This window comes from Haloactinomyces albus, from assembly GCF_031458135.1.
GTDB classification, from domain to species: domain Bacteria; phylum Actinomycetota; class Actinomycetes; order Mycobacteriales; family Pseudonocardiaceae; genus Haloactinomyces; species Haloactinomyces albus.
Genome location: NZ_JAVDXW010000002.1, coordinates 217,699 through 235,215 on the forward strand (window position 1 = coordinate 217,699; position 17,517 = coordinate 235,215).

At 68.4% G+C, this 17,517-nt stretch carries 5 protein-coding genes; 3 read left to right on the top strand and 2 right to left on the bottom strand.

The annotated features are described in order from the left end of the window. Window positions 1-11: 11 nt before the first annotated feature. Window positions 12-242, bottom strand: a complete 231-nt coding sequence (locus JOF55_RS23915) for a hypothetical protein (protein WP_310279039.1) — start codon at window positions 240-242, stop codon at window positions 12-14. Window positions 243-367: 125 nt separating this feature from the next. On the opposite strand from JOF55_RS23915, the gene JOF55_RS23920 reads away from it, so the two are divergent. Then, a complete protein-coding gene (locus JOF55_RS23920; RefSeq protein WP_310279042.1) occupies window positions 368-583 on the top strand; it encodes a hypothetical protein in 216 nt (71 codons plus the stop codon). 29 nt (window positions 584-612) lie between these two features. Here the strand turns inward: JOF55_RS23920 and JOF55_RS23925 are convergent, their stop codons facing one another. Continuing rightward, complete coding sequence (locus JOF55_RS23925; protein WP_310279045.1) at window positions 613-1,464, bottom strand: alpha/beta fold hydrolase; 852 nt, start codon at window positions 1,462-1,464, stop codon at window positions 613-615. 632 nt (window positions 1,465-2,096) lie between these two features. Between JOF55_RS23925 and JOF55_RS23930 the strand changes: the two genes are divergently transcribed. Together JOF55_RS23930 and JOF55_RS23935 are read left to right on the top strand one after the other, a co-directional pair. Then, window positions 2,097-2,858 (top strand): thioesterase II family protein, encoded by a 762-nt coding sequence (locus JOF55_RS23930; RefSeq protein ID WP_310279047.1) that lies wholly within the window; start codon window positions 2,097-2,099, stop codon window positions 2,856-2,858. Between the two features lie 330 nt (window positions 2,859-3,188). Further along, on the top strand, window positions 3,189-17,510 hold the full coding sequence (locus tag JOF55_RS23935; protein ID WP_310279050.1) for a type I polyketide synthase: 14,322 nt from the start codon (window positions 3,189-3,191) through the stop codon (window positions 17,508-17,510). Window positions 17,511-17,517: the final 7 nt, after the last annotated feature.

Below are 17,517 nucleotides of genomic sequence, written 5' to 3' on the forward strand. Positions count from 1 at the left end.
GCAACCACGAGTCAGTCGATTACAAGAGCCTGCCAGTCCGGGAAGCCGAGGTTGGTTCGCCATGGACGCTGCCGTCCGGGATGAGGGCATAGCTTCAGGTGACCACCTGCCTCGCGGAGCAGGACGCCCCCATCCACCTCCGTGCCCACAGACGCGTCGACGCCCACGTGCGCTACAACATCGTCGAACGCACCCTCGGCGACGGCAATCGCGAGATCCTCGCCACTGGTGAGCGACCACATGCACCGCACCGTGCCGCGCCTGCGGCAGCGCGTGGGCCATCTACGAGGAAAAGAAACCGACGTCAACATCGCCGTGACCCTCGCCGAGGACGCGGCCCTGGACACACCGGTTCGGCACCGCCCTGTTGATCTCCGCAGACAGCGACCTGTGCCCGGCGATCCGCTCCGTACGCCGCATCGACCCACAGGCCGAACACTCCTGGTGGGGGCAGGGGGTACGGCACAAGCTTGATCGGGCGATCCCTGCGGTGGGCCAGCCGGTCACAGAGCACATGAATGTCCAGCGGGGTGTCGAGGCGCAGTTCCCGCAGGAGGTCCCGGACACCGCGGCGGAGTTGTAGGTCGTTTCGCCAGCCTCCGGTGTCGTGCTTCACGGATGTGGCTTCGTGAACAGCTTCCCGAGTGCGGACGCGCCGGCCCAGGGATGGCTGACCAGCCCATTGTGCCCACCGGGCATCTCGAGCATCGGGCGATCGAGGGCGTCTGCCAGACGCTCGGCGCAGCGATATTCCCACCGGCCCCGTGACTGCTCACCACCGGTGGGAACGATCCTCGCTGATGCCGAAAGGGACCCGAGCCGCGCGGTATCCACGGTGGCATCACGTACCGCGGGAAAGTCATGGGCGAAAAACCGGCGCAAATTCGCCTCGACATCACCGACCTGCGGAGCCGCCTGCGCCCCGGCCTCGGCAGTGCCCGGTTCATTGCCGCTGAACGACACGAAGTGCTGGATCGCAGCGTGCACGTCGTGGCGGGCGAGTTCGGCCACCTCCGCCAACCCGGTTTCCTGACGCGCATCGGAGACCAGCGAGAGCATCGGTGGTTCGTGCGCGACCAGCATCGCCACCCGCTCGGGGTGCCGTAGAGCCAGGTACAACCCGATGACCGCACCGATACTGGGGCCGACCACCAAGGCAGGCTGGGCTACCACCGCAGCCAGCAACGCTGCCGCGTCGTCGGCATGGGTGCCCATCGTGGTCGGTGCAGTCGCATCGTCACCGGAGACGGTACTTCGGGACAGGCCGCGGCGATCGTAGGAGATCACCTGGTAGTGCCGGGCCAACTCCTCGGCGATCTGTTCGGTGGTGCCCGCCTCGCTCAAACCCCCTTGAATGAGCAAGACCGGACGACCTGCACCACGCGTCTCGTAGTAGAGCTCCGCGCCGTCGACCGCGACCGTTCCCCGACGTACCGGCACCGCCACCCCACTTCCCCGGCCCATCTCCGCTGCTCCTCCTCGCTCCACACGCACTTCCAAACGATCACTTCCACACACCCCAGCACGGCGCATACTCACTCGGAGGAGTGGTTTTTTCCGTACGTCCGCTTTGTGCTTCGTCCACTGTGTTCGGTCCTGCGGCGGTATACGATCCTCCGGCCGCCTTCAACCGACGCAACTGCCGTCCTTGGGTGAAGTCCTCCACGGTGATGGAAAACCGGGTGGGCGGGTTGTCCAGGATCGCACGGACGGTGCCGGCCTGCCAACCGTCGGCCAGCCGGTGCCGGTTCTGCTCCGGCCGCTGCGCCGACGGATAATTGAGGATCAGGACGACTTCTCGGCTCGTGTAGTAGTCCGATCACCTGACGTTGGACATACCGAGACACATGAAATTCCTCAGTCGATCGGTGATTTCAGTGGGTTTTCCGCTGGTTTCAGCGTGTTTGTGAAATGACATGTGAGCCACAGGAAAAAGAATGATTCGTTACGCGGAGCGAGAGAAAACCGTCAGCCTCGGCGCCGGGGTGGTGTCAAGAGCACCCGCTCCTTCCGGAGAGTTGAGCGACGGAGTCCAACGCGGATCGTTCTCACACAACGCTTCCGTAGTCGTGGCCGGATCGTGCATTATGCGGCGTGTGAACCAGACGAAGTGGATCGAGCGTCGAAACGCCAATCCGCAGGCCCGAATCCGGTTGTTCTGCTATCCCCATGCCGGCGGCGCCGCGTCGGCGTTCCAAACGTGGCAGCAGTCGATGCCGGAGACCGTCGAGGTATGCCCCGTTCAACCGCCTGGCCGATGGGCGCGGTACCACGAGTCGCCGTTCCGCCGCGTTGAACCCGCCGCTGCCTCGTTCGTCGAAGCGATCGAGTCGCTTTCGGACCTCCCGTTCGTTTTCTTCGGTCACAGCCTCGGCGCCCTCGTGATGTTCGAGGCGACAAGGCTTCTCGAAGCGGGTGGCGGACAACGCCCGAGAGCATGCGTCGTAGGCGCCCGTGGGGCGCCGCACGTTGATGCGGGACGTCCCGCGCGGGGCATCGTGGCCGATGACGAATGCCTCCTCGCGTGGGTCACTGAGCGTTACGGGCAAATCCCCGGCTTTGACGATCCGGGAGTTCGCGAGCTCTTCCTTCCCGTGTTGCGCGCGGACCTCGAGGCGTTCGCGCATTATGCGTTCGCGCCCGCCCCACCGCTGGCCACGCCGCTCTTCGCGTTCAGTGGTGACGCGGACAAGGCGGTGCGGGCCGAAGACCTCAACGCCTGGCGCGAGCACACCACCGGTTCCTTCGAGGCCACTGTCCTTCCTGGCGATCACTTCTTCGTCCACGATCAGCGCTCGGGGTTCCTGGCTCGTCTCGCCGAGTTGCTCGAGAAGCTCACTATCGATCACGAATCGTGACCATAATTTAACAAATTCAATGTGCCCCGTCTGGATTGACATCACCCATTTGGCGGTGCAGACTACGAGAGATCCTCACGACTGACCGAAACGAGAGGTGTCCGGATTGGCACTGGTCCCGTCGGCCGCCCTATATCCTTCCTTCTCGGGAATGTTACCGAACAATAACCCCGTGTTGGTCTCGCCGTAAAGATTATGGCCAACGATATCGTTCCATGGTGTTTGATGCCCGATTGGGTTGTGTCTCCTGATTAATTGGATCAATGCGACCGGTACGCCTAAAACCGGTGTCGTCGGGTTTCTTTTTGTGAATTCTCCTGGAGGGGTTCAATGACCGTGCCCATCGCAGTGGTCGGGACCGCTGGGCGTTTTCCGGGAGCCTCATCGGCACGGGATCTGTGGCAGCTTCTGCTCCAAGAATCGTGCACGACCGGTGTGGTTCCACCCTCCAGGTTCGATATTGACAGGTTTTACGACCCGGACTCGCGGTCTCCGGGCGTGATCGGGTCTCGATACGGTGGGTTCATCGAGGGCATCGATCGATTCGATGCGGGATTCTTCTCGTTCTCCCGGCGTGAAGCGCGGACCATGGACCCCCAACAACGCTTGCTGCTGGAGGTCGCGTGGGAGGCGTTCGAGGACGCTGGGCTTCGCGCCGGCGCCGATGCGGGCGTGTATCTCGGAATCATCGCGAACGAGTACGCCGAGCGGCTTCCGTTGGATACCGTCGACCTGGCCTCGCTGACCGGCGCCGGGTCGCGGAACGCGGCGGCGGGTCGGCTTTCCCGGTTCCTCGGCACCACGGGGCCCAGCATGGTGCTCGACACCGACCGGTCGTCGTCGCTGGTCGCGGTGGAACAGGCAAGTCAGGCACTCGCCCGTGGTGAGTGCTCGGTCGCGCTCGCCGGAGGGAGCAATCTCATCCTCTCCCCGCGCACGAGCATGGCCTTCTCGAGCGCGGGGGGCCTGGCCCCTGACGGACGATGCAAGTTCGGCGACGCCAACGCGGACGGCTTCGTACGCAGCGAGGCGGTCGGGCTCGTGGTGCTCAAGCCGTTCGAGGCCGCCCTCGCGGACGGCGATTCGATCTACGCCGTCATCCTCGGCAGTGCGGTGAACAGCAACGGCGAAGACACGCCCGACCTGATGCGGCCGAGCGTCGACGCCCAGGTGGATGTGCTTCGCTCGGCGTGCCGGGCGGCGGACGTGGCACCGGAAGAAGTGGACTACGTCGAGGCGCATGGCACCGGGACGCCTGTGGGCGATCCGGTCGAGCTCACCGCCCTCGCGACGGCATACCGGGGACAGAGCGGGGACCTGATCCGGGTCGGGTCGGTCAAGACGAACATCGGTCACACCGAGGCGGCAGCGGGAGTCTGCGGGCTCATCAAGACCGCCTGGGCGCTCCGCGAAGGCGTTCTCCCACCGAGCCTGCACTTCGAGACGCCGCGACGCGACATCGACTTCGACGGGCTGGGCCTGCGGATCGTCACCGAGCGTGAGTCGTGGTCCGAGGCGGGGAACCACTCGGACGGCGTGACGCGGCGACACCGGGGAGGTGATCGGCTCGCAGGCGTGAGTTCCTTCGGCCTCACCGGGACCAACGCGCACGTGGTGCTCGCGTCGGTGGCGGAGGCGAAGCGGCGTTTCCCCGTGCTACTGCCTCCGGCACCGGAGCCGGAGCCGGAGGGAACCACCCCGGAAGCCCAGGTCATCGCGATCTCGGCGCACTCACGGCCTGCGCTCGCCGCGCACGTGCGGGCCTATCGCGACCGCGTCGCCGGATGGGACGAGACGGCGCACGGCTCGCTCGCCGATCTCGCGTACACCACAGGTGCCCGACGCATGCATCGAGAGCATCGTCTCGCCGCAGTCGTGCGGTCGATGGGCGAGCTCGGCCGCGAGCTCGACGCCGTTGCCGAGGGAGAGCCGACCGGGACCGTGTCGACGGGGGTTGCCGGGTCGGGGCGTCGCGTCGTGTTCGTGTGCTCCGGACAGGGCTCGCAATGGCTCGGCATGGGGCGCGAACTGCTCGCGCGGGAGCCGGTGTTCGCCGACGCGATCCGTCGGATCGACGTCGCCGCGCGGCCCTACCGGTGGTCGCCGCTCGAGGAGCTCTCTTCCGGCAGCGACAGCATCGACGTGGGCGCCTACGATGTGCAGCCCGCCCTGTTCGCCATGACCGTCGGCCTCGCGGCGCTGTGGCGCTCCTGGGGTGTCGAGCCGGACGCCATCGTTGGAAACAGCATGGGCGAGGTCGCTGCCGCGCACCTCGCGGGCGCGCTGACCTTGGACGACGCCGTCCGGGTCATCTGGGAGCGGAGCCGGTTGACCGCGAGCATCAGCGGTACCGCCGGCGAGGTGATGGCGGTCGACCTTCCCGCCGAGGCGCTGACGTCGTGGATCGAGCCGTACGAGCAGCGAGTCGTTGTCGGCGTCTTCAGCAGCCCCTACGCCGCGGTCCTTTCCGGTGATAGCGCCGCCCTCGCTGAGCTGGCCGAGCGGTTCGAGGCGGAAGACATCACGTGCCGCCCGGTCCCGTTCCGCGCTCCGATCGCCTCCCACAGCCCGTTGATGGAGCCGCTGCGTGAGCCGATGCTCGACGCGCTCCGCTCGGTGCACATGCGCGAGTGTGCCACGCCGTTTCTGTCCACTGTGGACGTCGACTATGTCGCGGAGCCGTTCGGCGCCGAGTACTGGTGGCGCAACCTCCGCGAGCCGGTGCGGTTCGAGCCCGCGATCCGTAGGCTGCTCGCCGAGGGGCATGACACGTTCGTCGAGCTGAGCCCGCATCCGGCCTTGCGGAGCCCGGTCGAGGACACCGCCTGCGAAGCGGGCGCGACAGCGAAGGTCGTCTCGTCGCTGCGAAGAGAGCGGCCGGAGCGCGAGACACTGCTCACGAATCTTGCCGAGCTCCACGTCTGGGGCGTTCCCGTCGACTGGGGGCAGCTCCACGAGAACCCCAGACCCACGGTCGCGCTGCCAAGCTATCCCTGGCAACGGCAGTCGTACTGGTTGAATCCGACGGCGGAGGAGCCGGGCAGCGGAGCCGGAACCCTCGACGCGTCGGAGGGGGAGTCGCCCGACGACACGGTGGCCGCCCCCGCAACCGAGGAGAGCGACGACCGCGCTCCGTCGTTTCGCGCCCGGCTGGAAGCGGTCGAGCCGCGGGAGCAAGCGTCGCTGCTCGAGTCGTTCGTCCGCCGTGAGGTCGCGCGCGTGCTCGGCGAGGAAAAGCCGGAAGACATCCCCCTCGATGCACCCTTCCGCGAGCTCGGCGTCACCTCGGTGCTTGGCATCGACCTCTGCACCAGGCTCGAACGGAACCTCGACCACCGCGTACCCGCTCCGGTCCTCTATCGGACCGGCACGGTCGAGGCGCTGACCAGCCGGCTGGTCAGCGAGCTCGACCTCGACGCCGCTCCGCGTTCGTCGCGGTCCGGAACGTCGACTGTCGACCCGAACGCCGCGGCGGGCGAGCACAGCACCTCCGGAGCCGCCTCGTCCTCCACCGCGCAGGAGCCGATCGCCGTGGTCTCCTCGGCGTGCCGCTTTCCCGGCGATGTCGTCGATCCCGACGGGTTCTGGGAACTGTTGTGCAACGGAGAGGACGCGATCACCGACATCCCCGCGTCCCGGTTCGACGTCGATGCGGTGTTCGACCCCGACCCGGAAGCGGAAGGCAGCACCTACAGCCGCTCCGGCGGGTTTCTCGGCGGTCTCGACGCGTTCGACCCGGGTTTCTTCGGGATTCCGCCGCACGAGGCGAAGTCGGTCGACCCGCAACAGCGGCTCCTCCTCGAGACGACGTGGGAGGCCCTGGAACGCGCGGGTGTGCGGGCGGACAGGTTGAAAGGCTCGAAGACCGGCGTTTTCGTCGGCTTGTGGGCCAATGAATACCAGAGCGAGGCGTTGCGCGACACCCACCGGATCGACGCGTACACACTGCTCGGGACGAACCCCGCCGCGATAGCGGGGCGCATCTCCTACTGGCTCGGGCTGCGGGGACCGAACTTTCCGGTGAACACCGCGTGCTCCTCGTCGCTCGTCGCGGTGCACCTCGCGTGCCAGTCGCTGCGGGCCGGGGAATGCGAGCAGGCGCTCGTCGGGGGCGTGAACGTGCTCCTGTCGGCTGCGGGATTCGTGTATTTCAGCCGGGTTCGCGCGCTCTCGCCGACCGGGAGTTGTCACGCGTTCTCAGCCGACGCCGACGGGTACGTGCGCGCCGAAGGCTGCGGCATGGTGCTGCTCAAACGACTGTCCGATGCCGAGCGGGACGGCGATCGCGTCCTCGCCGTCGTCCGAGGCAGCGCGGTCAACCAGGACGGACGTTCCAACGGGTTCACCGCACCCAACGGCGCAGCCCAGGAGGAGATGCTGCAGCAGGCGCTCGCGCAGGCCGACATAGCGGGAGAGACGGTCGACGCCGTCGAGTGCCACGGAACCGGGACGCCGCTCGGGGACCCCACGGAGGTACAGGCACTGGCGGAGGTCTACGGCCGCGATCGGCCCGCGAACCGGCCGCTGCTGCTCGGCTCGGTGAAAAGCAACATCGGGCACACGGAGGCAGCCGCGGGCATCGCGGGCCTGCTGAAGGCCGTGCTCGCGCTCCAGCGGGAAACCGTACCGCCCTCGTTGCACATCGATCGGTTGAATCCGCACGTCCCGTGGGACGAACTGCCGGTCCGGGTGGTGACCGAGCCGACGCGGTGGCCGCGCGGTACCCGCCCCCGGAGGGTCGGCGTTTCGTCGTTCGGGATCTCGGGGACCAACGCACACGTCATCCTGGAAGAAGCGCCGGGAACCGCCGTCGAGGAAGCGGTCACCGCGGACGAACCGAATCCGGCTCTCGTATCCGTGCCGTTGATGGTCAGCGGTCACACCGAGCCGGCGCTTCGGGGAAACGCGGCGCGGCTGGCGGCGCGGCTGACCGAGGCTTCCGACGAACCATGGGAAGCAGTCGGGCTGCGGGACGTGGCTGCGGGATTGGCGACGAGGCGGACGGCGTTCTCGGAGCGCCTGGTGCTGTCGGTGTCGGATGGACAGGAAGCGGCCGAGCGGCTTCTCGCGTTCGCCGAGGGGACGCTTCCCTCGGGGGCGGTCCGAGCGAGCGCGACGTGTTCGCGGGCGGTGTTCGTCTTCCCCGGCCAGGGCAGCCAGTACCCGGGCATGTGCCGGTCCCTTCTCGGTGAGCCGACGTTCCGCGCCGCTCTCGCCGAGTGCGACGAGGCGCTGTGGCCGCATGTGGGCTTCTCCGTCCTCGCGTTGCTCGAGGAGGACGAGACCACCCAGCGGGAGGCGCTGGCGCGGGTGACGGTGGTGCAGCCGGTTCTCTTCGCGGTGTCAGTGGCGCTCGCGCGGCTGTGGGCGGAGTGGGGGGTGCTGCCGTCGGCGGTGATCGGCCACAGCCAGGGCGAGGTCGCGGCTGCGGTGGTCGCCGGCGCGTTGAGCGTGCGGGACGGTGCGCGGGTCGTCGGTGTCCGCAGCCGCCTCGTCGCCGGTCTCGGTGGCGACGGTGGCATGGGCAGTGTCGGTCTGCCGGTGACCGAGGTGGAGCGGCGGCTCGCCGGGCGCACCGGGGATCTGTCGGTGGCGGTGGTGAACACGCCGGAATCGACGGTGGTCGCAGGCGACCTGGGTGAGCTGGAGGACTTCCTCGCCGCCCTGGAAGCCGAGGGTGTCCACTGCCGTCGCATCAAAGTGGACTATGCGTCGCATTCGGCGCAGGTTGCTCCGATTCTCGATGCGCTCCGGTCCGAGCTGTCCGATCTCGAGCCGGGGACCGGGGATGTGGCGCTGTATTCGACGGTGCGTGGCGAGCGGCTCGACGGCAGCGAGCTCGACGGGGCGTACTGGGCGGACAACCTCCGCGAGCCGGTGCGGCTCGATCGCGCGCTCGAGGCGCTCGCGCCGGGGGAAGAGACGGCGTTTCTCGAGCTCGGTGCGCATCCGCTGTTGGTGGGACCGCTCGGTGGTGCCGGGCATGTGGCGGTCGGGTCGCTGCACCAGGACCACCAGGCGAGCGCGCGGGTCAGAAGTGCAGCCGCTGAGCTGTTCGCCCACGGTGTTCCGGTGGACTGGGAGGCGGTCTGGCACGGAGCCGACGCGCAGGCCGTTGACCTCCCCACCTACGCGTTCCAGCGTGACTCGTACTGGTTACGGCTTCCGAAGACGGGACCCGTCGACGCGGCCCGTCTCGGTCTCGACAGCGGCGAACATCCGTTGCTGCCCGCACGCACCGATCTGTCGGACGGATCGGTGCTGTTCACCGGCTCGCTCGACCGGACGGCCCAGCAGTGGCTCGACGACCATCGGGTCTTCGAGACAGTGCTCGTGCCGGGCACGGCGCTCGTCGAGATGGCGCTGCACGCCGCACGGGCGGTCGGACTCGCCGGGGTCGGCGAAGTGCTGCTCGAGGGCCCGCTCGCCCTCGCGGCGGAGGAACTCCGACGGGTGCAGCTGGTCGCCGCCCCGCCGGACGACGAGGGAAATCGCACGTTCACGATCCACAGCCGCGTCGAGGGAGGTGCGGCCGACGCTGCGTGGGTGCAGCACGTCACGGGGACGCTGGCGGCCCGCGACGTCCCCGCGCCCACCCCGGTCGCCGCGTGGCCGCCCGCCGAGGCCACACCCGTCGACCTGACCGGGCTGTACGAGCGACTCGCAGCACGCGGGTACGGCTACGGGCCTGCTTTCCGGGGCCTCGCGGCGGCATGGCGCCACGGCACGACAACCTTCGCCGAGGTGACGCTTCCCTCGAAGATCCCGGAGGACGAGGGCTTCGGTGTCCACCCGGCGCTGCTGGACGCGATGCTGCACGGCGTCCTGGAGACGGCGGCCGACGACGAGGGCGTGATCCTGCCCTTCGAGTGGCGGGGCGTGGCGCTGCACGCGATCGGGGCCACGGCGCTGCGTGCCCGCATCGAACGCACCGGGCGCGAGTTCCGCATCGACGCGTTCGACCTCGCCGGGCAACCACTCGCGACGATCGAGGCCTTCGCGGCGCGGTCCACGACGGAAGCGCAGCTGAACGCGGCGCTCACCGAGGTCCCACAGCAGCTCTACCGGCTGCACGCGATTCCGCTGCGGGACACCGAAGCGATGGGCACGTCGAAACCGTGCTTCGTCGAAGGGCTCACCACCGACGTCGAGTCTGCCTTCGCCGAGCTCGAGAACACGCTGGTCGCCACCGACGACGCCGGGGAGGACGGAGCCGAAGCTCCGCCCCCGACGATCGTCGTCGACTGGTCCGGCTCCGGCCCCAGCGCTGAGGGAGTTCACGAGGCGACGCAGCGAGGTCTGGCGTGGCTTCAGCATTGGCTCCGGGCCGACCGCGCGAGCGCGGCCCGGGTCGTCTGGATGACCAGGGGCGCGCTCGCCTGCCGCGTTACGGACACCGACGTGAATCCGGCCGCGGCGGCACTGTGGGGCCTCGGCCGGACGGCACAGCTCGAACACCCGGATCGCGACCTCGTGCTGCTCGATGTCGACGACACGGTCGACCCGCCCCTTGCCGACGTCCTCGCGCGAATCCCCGCGGGCGAGCCGCAGCTGGTGGCGCGCCAGGGTGAGCTGAGCCACCTGCGCCTCGAGTCCGCGGAACGTTCCGACGGCCTCGAGCCCCCCGCGGCCGACGCGTGGCGACTCGACATCGGCGAGCAGGGTGACCTCTCGACGCTTCGTCTCGCGCCGCACCCGGAGGCAGCGGACACGCTCGCGTCGGGATGTGTCCGCATCGCCGTCCGGGCCAGTGGCATCAACTTCCGCGACGTCCTCACCGCGATGGACATGTATCCCGGTGCGCCAGAGCCACTCGGCTTCGAGGGGGCCGGGGTCGTGGTCGAGGTCGCCGACGACGTCACCGATCTCGTGCCCGGCGACCGGGTCGTCGGGCTCTTCGCCTCCGCATTCGCGTCGCTGGCCATCGTGGACGCGCGGAAGGTCCGACCGATCCCCGCTGCTGTCTCGTTCACCGAAGCGGCGACGGTTCCGGTCGTGTTCCTGACCGCGCTCTACGCACTCGACCACCTGGCGCAACTGGCGAGCGGGGAGCGGCTGTTGCTCCACTCGGCGGCAGGCGGCGTCGGGCATGCGACCATCCAGCTCGCGCGACTGCGGGGAGTCGAAGTGTTCGCCACCGCGAGCCCGGCGAAGTGGGACGACCTTCGAGCGCTCGGCCTCCCCGACGATCACATCGCCTCGTCACGGGACACGGATTTCGAAGCCGCCTTCGCGCGGGTGACCGGGGGCGCGGGCGTCGACGTCGTACTGAACAGCCTGACGGACGAGAAGATCGACGCGTCGCTGCGGCTGCTCTCTCCTGGCGGCCGGTTCATCGAGATGGGCAAGACCGACATCCGCGACACCGAAACTCTGCGGGAGCGGTACCCGGGCGTGTTCTATCGCGCCTTCGACCTCATCGACGAGGTCGCTCCCGAAGGGATCGGGGCAATGCTGGATTCGGTCCTCGCGGGGATGGAGCAGGGGTCGCTTCGGCCGTTGCCGTACCACGCCGTGGATCTGCGGAACGCACGTGACGCGTTCCGAGCCATGGCGCAGGGGCGGCACACCGGCAAGCTCGTCTTTCAGCCCCCGCTTCGACCGCTGCACCGGGAACTCGCCCCGGAGGGAACGGTACTGATCACGGGTGGCACCGGAGGACTCGCCGGTGCCCTCGCGGAGCATCTGGTGACGGTGCACGGTGTGCGCCACCTGCTGTTGCTCTCCCGGTCGGGGAATGCGGCCCCCGGGGCCGATGACCGCGTCGCGAAGCTGCTCGCCGCGGGCGCCGAGACGGTGCGGGTCGAGGCCTGCGACGTGTCCGACCGGAAAGCCCTCGCGGACGTTCTCGAGACCGTCCCCTCGGCGCACCCGCTCACCGCCGTCGTGCACGCGGCCGGGATCCTCGACGACGGGTTGCTTGCCGACCTGTCTCCCGAACGCGTGGACACCGTCCTCGGCCCCAAGATCGACGCGGCCTGGCATCTTCACGAGCTGACGCGCGAGCAGGATCTGTCCGCGTTCGTGCTGTTCTCGTCGGTGGTCGGCACCTTCGGAAACGCCTCCCAGGGGCCCTATGCGGCGGCGAACGCGGCACTGGACGCGCTCGCGACACGCCGTCGTGCGACGGGGCTCGCCGCGACCAGCATCGCCTGGGGCACTTGGGCGGACGTGGGCATGGTCACCCGTCTGGAAGCAGCACTCCAGCAGCGGTTGCGTCGCGGCGGTCTTGTCCCGCTCCGGGCCGAGCAGGGGCTTCGCCTCTTCGACGAGGTCCTTGCCGGTGGTCGCACGAGCGCGATCGCGGTACAGGTCGATCAACGGGCGCTGCAGCGTGCGGCGGAGGACGACGTTCTGGCGGTTCCTTCGGTGCTGCGTGGGTTCGTTCGGGCTCCCGTTCGCCGCGCCGCGGACGCCGCCACGGCGGCGACGGGTGGGCTGGCGGAACGGCTGGCGGCGTTGGACGCCCCCGAGGCGCGGCACGAGGCGCTTCTCGAGGTCGTGCGTGCGGAGATCGCTGCCGTGATGGGGATGGCGGGTGCCGAGAGCATCCCGGTCGGCGGCGGACAGGGCGCTCCGGCGCTGCGCGAGCTGGGAGTCGACTCGCTCATGGCGGTCGAGATCCGCAATCGCCTGTCGAAGCTGATCGGCGAGGCGCTTCCGGCGACGCTGCTGTTCGACCATCCGACGGCCGATGCGCTCACGCGCTTCCTCGCGGAGAAACTCGGCGAACCCGTGCGGCGGGCGCCGATCGTCGCGAGCAAGGCCACGGAGCGGGACGAACGACACGACGAGCCGATCGCGATCGTGTCGATGGCGTGCCGCTTCCCGGGAGAGGTCCGCACCCCTGAACAGCTGTGGGGCCTCCTCGCGGACGGCGGGGAGGGCATCACGCCGTTTCCCGAGCGTCCGGGTTGGGACGTCGACACCCTCTACAGCCCGGACCCCGACGAGCCGGGGCGCTCGATGACGCGCGAAGGCGGGTTCCTGCACGACGCGGGCTGGTTCGACGCTTCCTTCTTCGGCATCAGTCCGCGGGAAGCGGAGCGCATCGACCCGCAGCAACGTCTCCTGCTCGAGGTGAGCTGGGAAGCGCTCGAGCGCATGGGTGTCATTCCTGCCTCCCTCGAAGGCAGCTCGACCGGCGTCTACTTCGGCCTGATGTACAACGACTACGGAGGCCGACTCCTTGGCCGGCGGGAGTCCCTCGACGGTTATGTGACCGTCGGCAGTCTGCAGAGCGCCGCATCGGGGCGGTTGGCTTACACGCTGGGGCTGCAGGGGCCTGCGGTGTCGGTGGACACGGCGTGCAGTTCGTCGCTGGTGAGTATCCATCAGGCGATGCAGGGGTTGCGGCGTGGTGAGTGCGATCTCGCCTTCGCGGGCGGGGTGACGGTGATGGCCACACCGTCGATGTTCATCGAGTTCAGCAGGCAGCGTGGGATCGCCCCGGATGGTCGCTGCAAGCCGTTCTCCGATGCGGCGGACGGTGCCGGCTGGTCCGAGGGCTGTGGGGTGTTGCTTCTGGAGCGGTTGTCGGACGCGCGGGCCAATAGCCGTGAGGTGTTGGCGGTGTTGCGGTCGAGCGCGGTCAATCAGGACGGCCGCAGCCAGGGATTGACAGCACCGAATGGTCCTTCGCAGGAACGGGTGATTCAGCAGGCACTTGCTGCGGGAGGAATCGGAACCTCCGATGTGGACGCGGTCGAGGCGCACGGCACCGGCACCTCGCTGGGGGATCCGATCGAGGCGAACGCGCTGCTGTCGACCTACGGGAAGGCGCATTCCGAGCAGGCGCCGTTGTACGTGGGCTCGATCAAGTCGAACATTGGCCATCCGCAGGCGGCGGCGGGAGTCGCCGGAGTGATCAAGATGGTGCAAGCGCTGCAGCACGAGGAACTGCCGCGATCGTTGTATGCCGACGCGCCCACCTCGCACGTCGACTGGGCATCGGGCAATGTTCGCCTCCTCGACGAAACGGTGCCGTGGCCCCATCGGCACGAACACGTTCGACGTGCTGGGGTGAGCTCGTTCGGCATCTCGGGCACGAACGCCCACGTGATCCTGGAGGAAGTTCCGGCGAATGCCGTTGGGGAAGCGGTCACCGAGGACAAAGCGGATTCGGCTCCCGTGTCGGTGCCGTTGGTGATCAGCGGCCACACCGAGTCGGCGCTTCGGGCGAACGCGGCGCGTCTGGCGACGTTTGTGGAGTCCGTGTGCGGTGGTTCGCGGCCCGGGGACGTCTTGCCTGATGTGGCCTATGGATTGGTGACGAGGCGGACGGCCTTTGCTGAGCGTGTGGCGTTGTCGGTTTCGGATTGCGGGGAGACGGTTGAGCGGCTTCGGGCGCTGGCCGGTGGGTCGTTGCCGGCCGGAGCGGTGCGCGGGGCTGCGAATTGTTCGCGGGCGGTGTTCGTTTTTCCTGGGCAGGGCAGCCAGTATCCGGGAATGTGTCGTTCGCTCTTGGGGGATACGACTTTCCGGGCCGCTTTGGCCGAGTGCGACGAGGCGCTGTGGCCGCATGTGGACTTTTCCGTTGTTGAGTTTTTGTCGGGGGATGAGGAGTCTCAGCGGGAGGCGTTGCGGCGGGTGACCGTGGTGCAGCCGGTCCTCTTCGCGGTGGCGGTGGCGCTCGCGCGCGTGTGGGCGCGGTGGGGGGTGGTGCCGTCGGCTGTGGTTGGCCATAGCCAGGGTGAGGTCGCGGCTGCGGTTGTTGCCGGCGTCTTGACCGTTGAGGAGGGGGCGCGAGTTGTTGGTGTGCGCAGTCGGCTGATCGCCGGGCTGGACGGACATGGCGGTATGGGCAGTGTGGGGCTGCCGGTGGCCGACGTTGAGCGGCGGCTCGCTGAGCGTGGTGGGGAGCTGTCGGTGGCGGTGGTGAACACCGGCGAGTCGACGGTTGTGGCGGGTGCGTCGGAAGAGCTGGAGGAGTTCCTTTCGGAGCTGGAAGCGGAGGGGATGCATTGCCGGCGTATCGCGGTGGATTATGCGTCTCATTCGGCACAAGTGGATCCGATTCTGGGGGAGATTCGGTCGGAGTTGTCGGATCTGGCGCCGGGGACCGGTCGTGTGCCGATGTATTCGACGGTGCGGGGCGAAGCGGTCGACGGACGTGTTGTGGACGCGGATTACTGGGTCGACAATCTTCGCAGGCCGGTGCGGTTGGATCGGGCTCTCGAGGCGCTGGGATCGGGAGAAGAGACGGCATTTGTGGAGCTCAGTGCGCATCCGCTGTTGGTGGGGCCGCTGGGTGGTGCCGGGCACGTAGTGGTCGGGTCGCTGCATCAGGAGCAGGATGCGAACGCGCGGATCCGGAGTGCCGCCGCTGAGCTGTTCGCCCACGGTGTTCCGGTGGATTGGGAGACGGTCTGGGCAGGTTCCAGCGCACATGCCGTGGACCTGCCCACCTACGCATTCCAACGTCAGCACTACTGGCTCGACGCGGCGCCGCCCACAGGGGATGGCGCGTCCGACGGCACTCGGGTCGTAGACGACGCTCTCTGGGACGCGATCCGGGCACACGAAGTCGAGACGGTGGCCGGCATGTTGGAGATTCCGGACCAGCGACACGCGGATCTCGCGGCGCTCCTGCCGCCTCTCGCGCGATGGCGAGCCCGTCGTGCCGCCGACGCCGAGCTTGCGAACTGGCTCTACGACGAGCAGTGGATTCCGGCGCCGAGCCACGACGGCGTACCCCGGCTCGCCGGAACCTGGGTGCTGCTCACCGAGGCGACGCGAACGCAACAATCCGAACCCATCGTCACCGCTGTCGAGGAAGCGGGCGCCATCGTCCTGCGGCTTGAGCTCCCGAGCGACCCGGACGAGGCCGCCGCACAGTTGGCCTCGGCCACCGCGGACACGTCCCTCTCGGGAATCCTGATGGTCTTCAGCGAAGAGCCCGGTGCAGGCCCCGAACCGGGCTTCGAGCCCGTGCACTGCTCGGCGGTACCGGAGCTCGCGCGGCGGCTCATGCGGATCCTCGCGGTGGTCCGATCCCTCGACCGCGTGGCGAGCGACGCGCCGCTCTGGCTGCTGACCAGCGGAGCGATAGCCACGGCATCCGAAGACGTGCTCCACGCTCCGAGTCAATCGGCGCTGTGGGGACTCGGAAGGGTCATCGGCCTCGAACATCCCGGTCGTCTCGGTGGCCTTGTCGATCTTCCGTACGGGACACCCGGTAGGGCGATCACCGATGCCCTGATCGCGACCATGGCGAACGAGGACGATGAAGACCAGGTCGCGTTGCGTCTTCGCCAGTCGGGATCTGTCGTTCGGCTCGTCCGACGCGTCGTTCGGGCCCGGTCGGAGACTGGAGGGGTCGATGAGGACATCGCTCTCGCGGGGACGGTGCTGATCACTGGCGGCACTGGTGGTCTTGGTGCGCGTACCGCGCGGTGGTTGGCTGCGGAGTGTCGTGGTCGGCTGCATCTGGTGCTGATCTCGCGTCGTGGTGAGCAGACGCCGGGTGCTGTGGGGTTGCGGGAGGAGCTGGAAGGGCTCGGGGCGGCGGTGACCATCGCGTGTTGTGATGTGACGAAGCGAGACGAGCTCGAACGCTTGTTGAAGGGTCTCGACGAACCGGTTCGCGGCGTGTTCCACGCCGCGGGCACGACGGAACTGCGTCCCCTCGCGTCGCATGACGCGCCGTACGTCGAGCGGGAACTCTCGGCGAAGGTGGCGGGAGCACAGCACCTCGACGCGCTCCTCGGCTCCGACACGCTGGAGTCGTTCGTCCTCTATGGAAGCCTGGCCGGTTTCTGGGGCTCCGGCGACCAGGGTGCCTACGCCGCGGCCAACGCGTTCCTCGACGGCCTGGCGCGGCGACGCCGCGCCCGCGGTGTGCCTGCCACCGTTCTCCACTGGGGTTCCTGGGGGGAAGGTGGCATGGTCACCGCGGAAACGGACGCCCAGCTGCGTCGCCGCGGTTTGAAACCGATGGCGCCGGAGGTCGCCATCCGTGGTCTCGAACTCGCACTGCGGGACGATCGCCCCGCGCTCGCGGTCGCGGACATCGAATGGCCGAGTTTCGCATCGAGCTACGCAGCCGGCCATCCGAGACCGCTCCTGCTCGGCGTCGACGACGCCAAGCGCGTTCTCGAGGGGAACAACACTCGGGAAGACGTGAACGGAGCCGCTCCACAGCTCGGCGAACGACTTGAGGGGCTGCCGGTCGACAAGCGCGAGGAGGCTGTCCTCGAGGCAGTTCGCGCGGAAATCGCGACTGTATTCGGCATGCCCGACGCAGCCTCCGTGCCGCCCGAACGTCCCCTCAGGGAGTTGGGCCTCGATTCGATGATGGCGGTGCAGGCTCGCGATCGCCTGACGGTATTGTGCGGAAGGAAGCTCTCACCGAGCCTGCTCTTCGATCATCCGACGGCCGAGGAACTCGCCGCGTATCTCACATCCCTGATGTGCGACGACCTCGGCGATCTCGCGCAGGTCGAGAGCGTGCTTGAGCGTCTCGAACACGTGTCGGAAGAGGCCCTTCAGGAGACTCGGCTCGGGCATCGCATCGTCGCCCTCGCGCAGCGTATAGCGCCCCACGAGGCGTCCACCCCGCCCCGGTCTTCTTCCGAAAGCCGCATGCGCGTGGAAGACGTGTCCGACGACGAGCTCCTGACCTTCATCGACCAGGAGATCGAGGACATGTGACGTGCAC

Coding starts and splice junctions, on each gene's coding strand:
- JOF55_RS23925 (WP_310279045.1), bottom strand. CDS start 1,464: ATGGGCCGGGGAAGTGGGGTGGCGGTGCCGGTACGTCGGGGAACGGTC.
- JOF55_RS23935 (WP_310279050.1), top strand. CDS start 3,189: ATGACCGTGCCCATCGCAGTGGTCGGGACCGCTGGGCGTTTTCCGGGA.
- JOF55_RS23915 (WP_310279039.1), bottom strand. CDS start 242: ATGTGGTCGCTCACCAGTGGCGAGGATCTCGCGATTGCCGTCGCCGAG.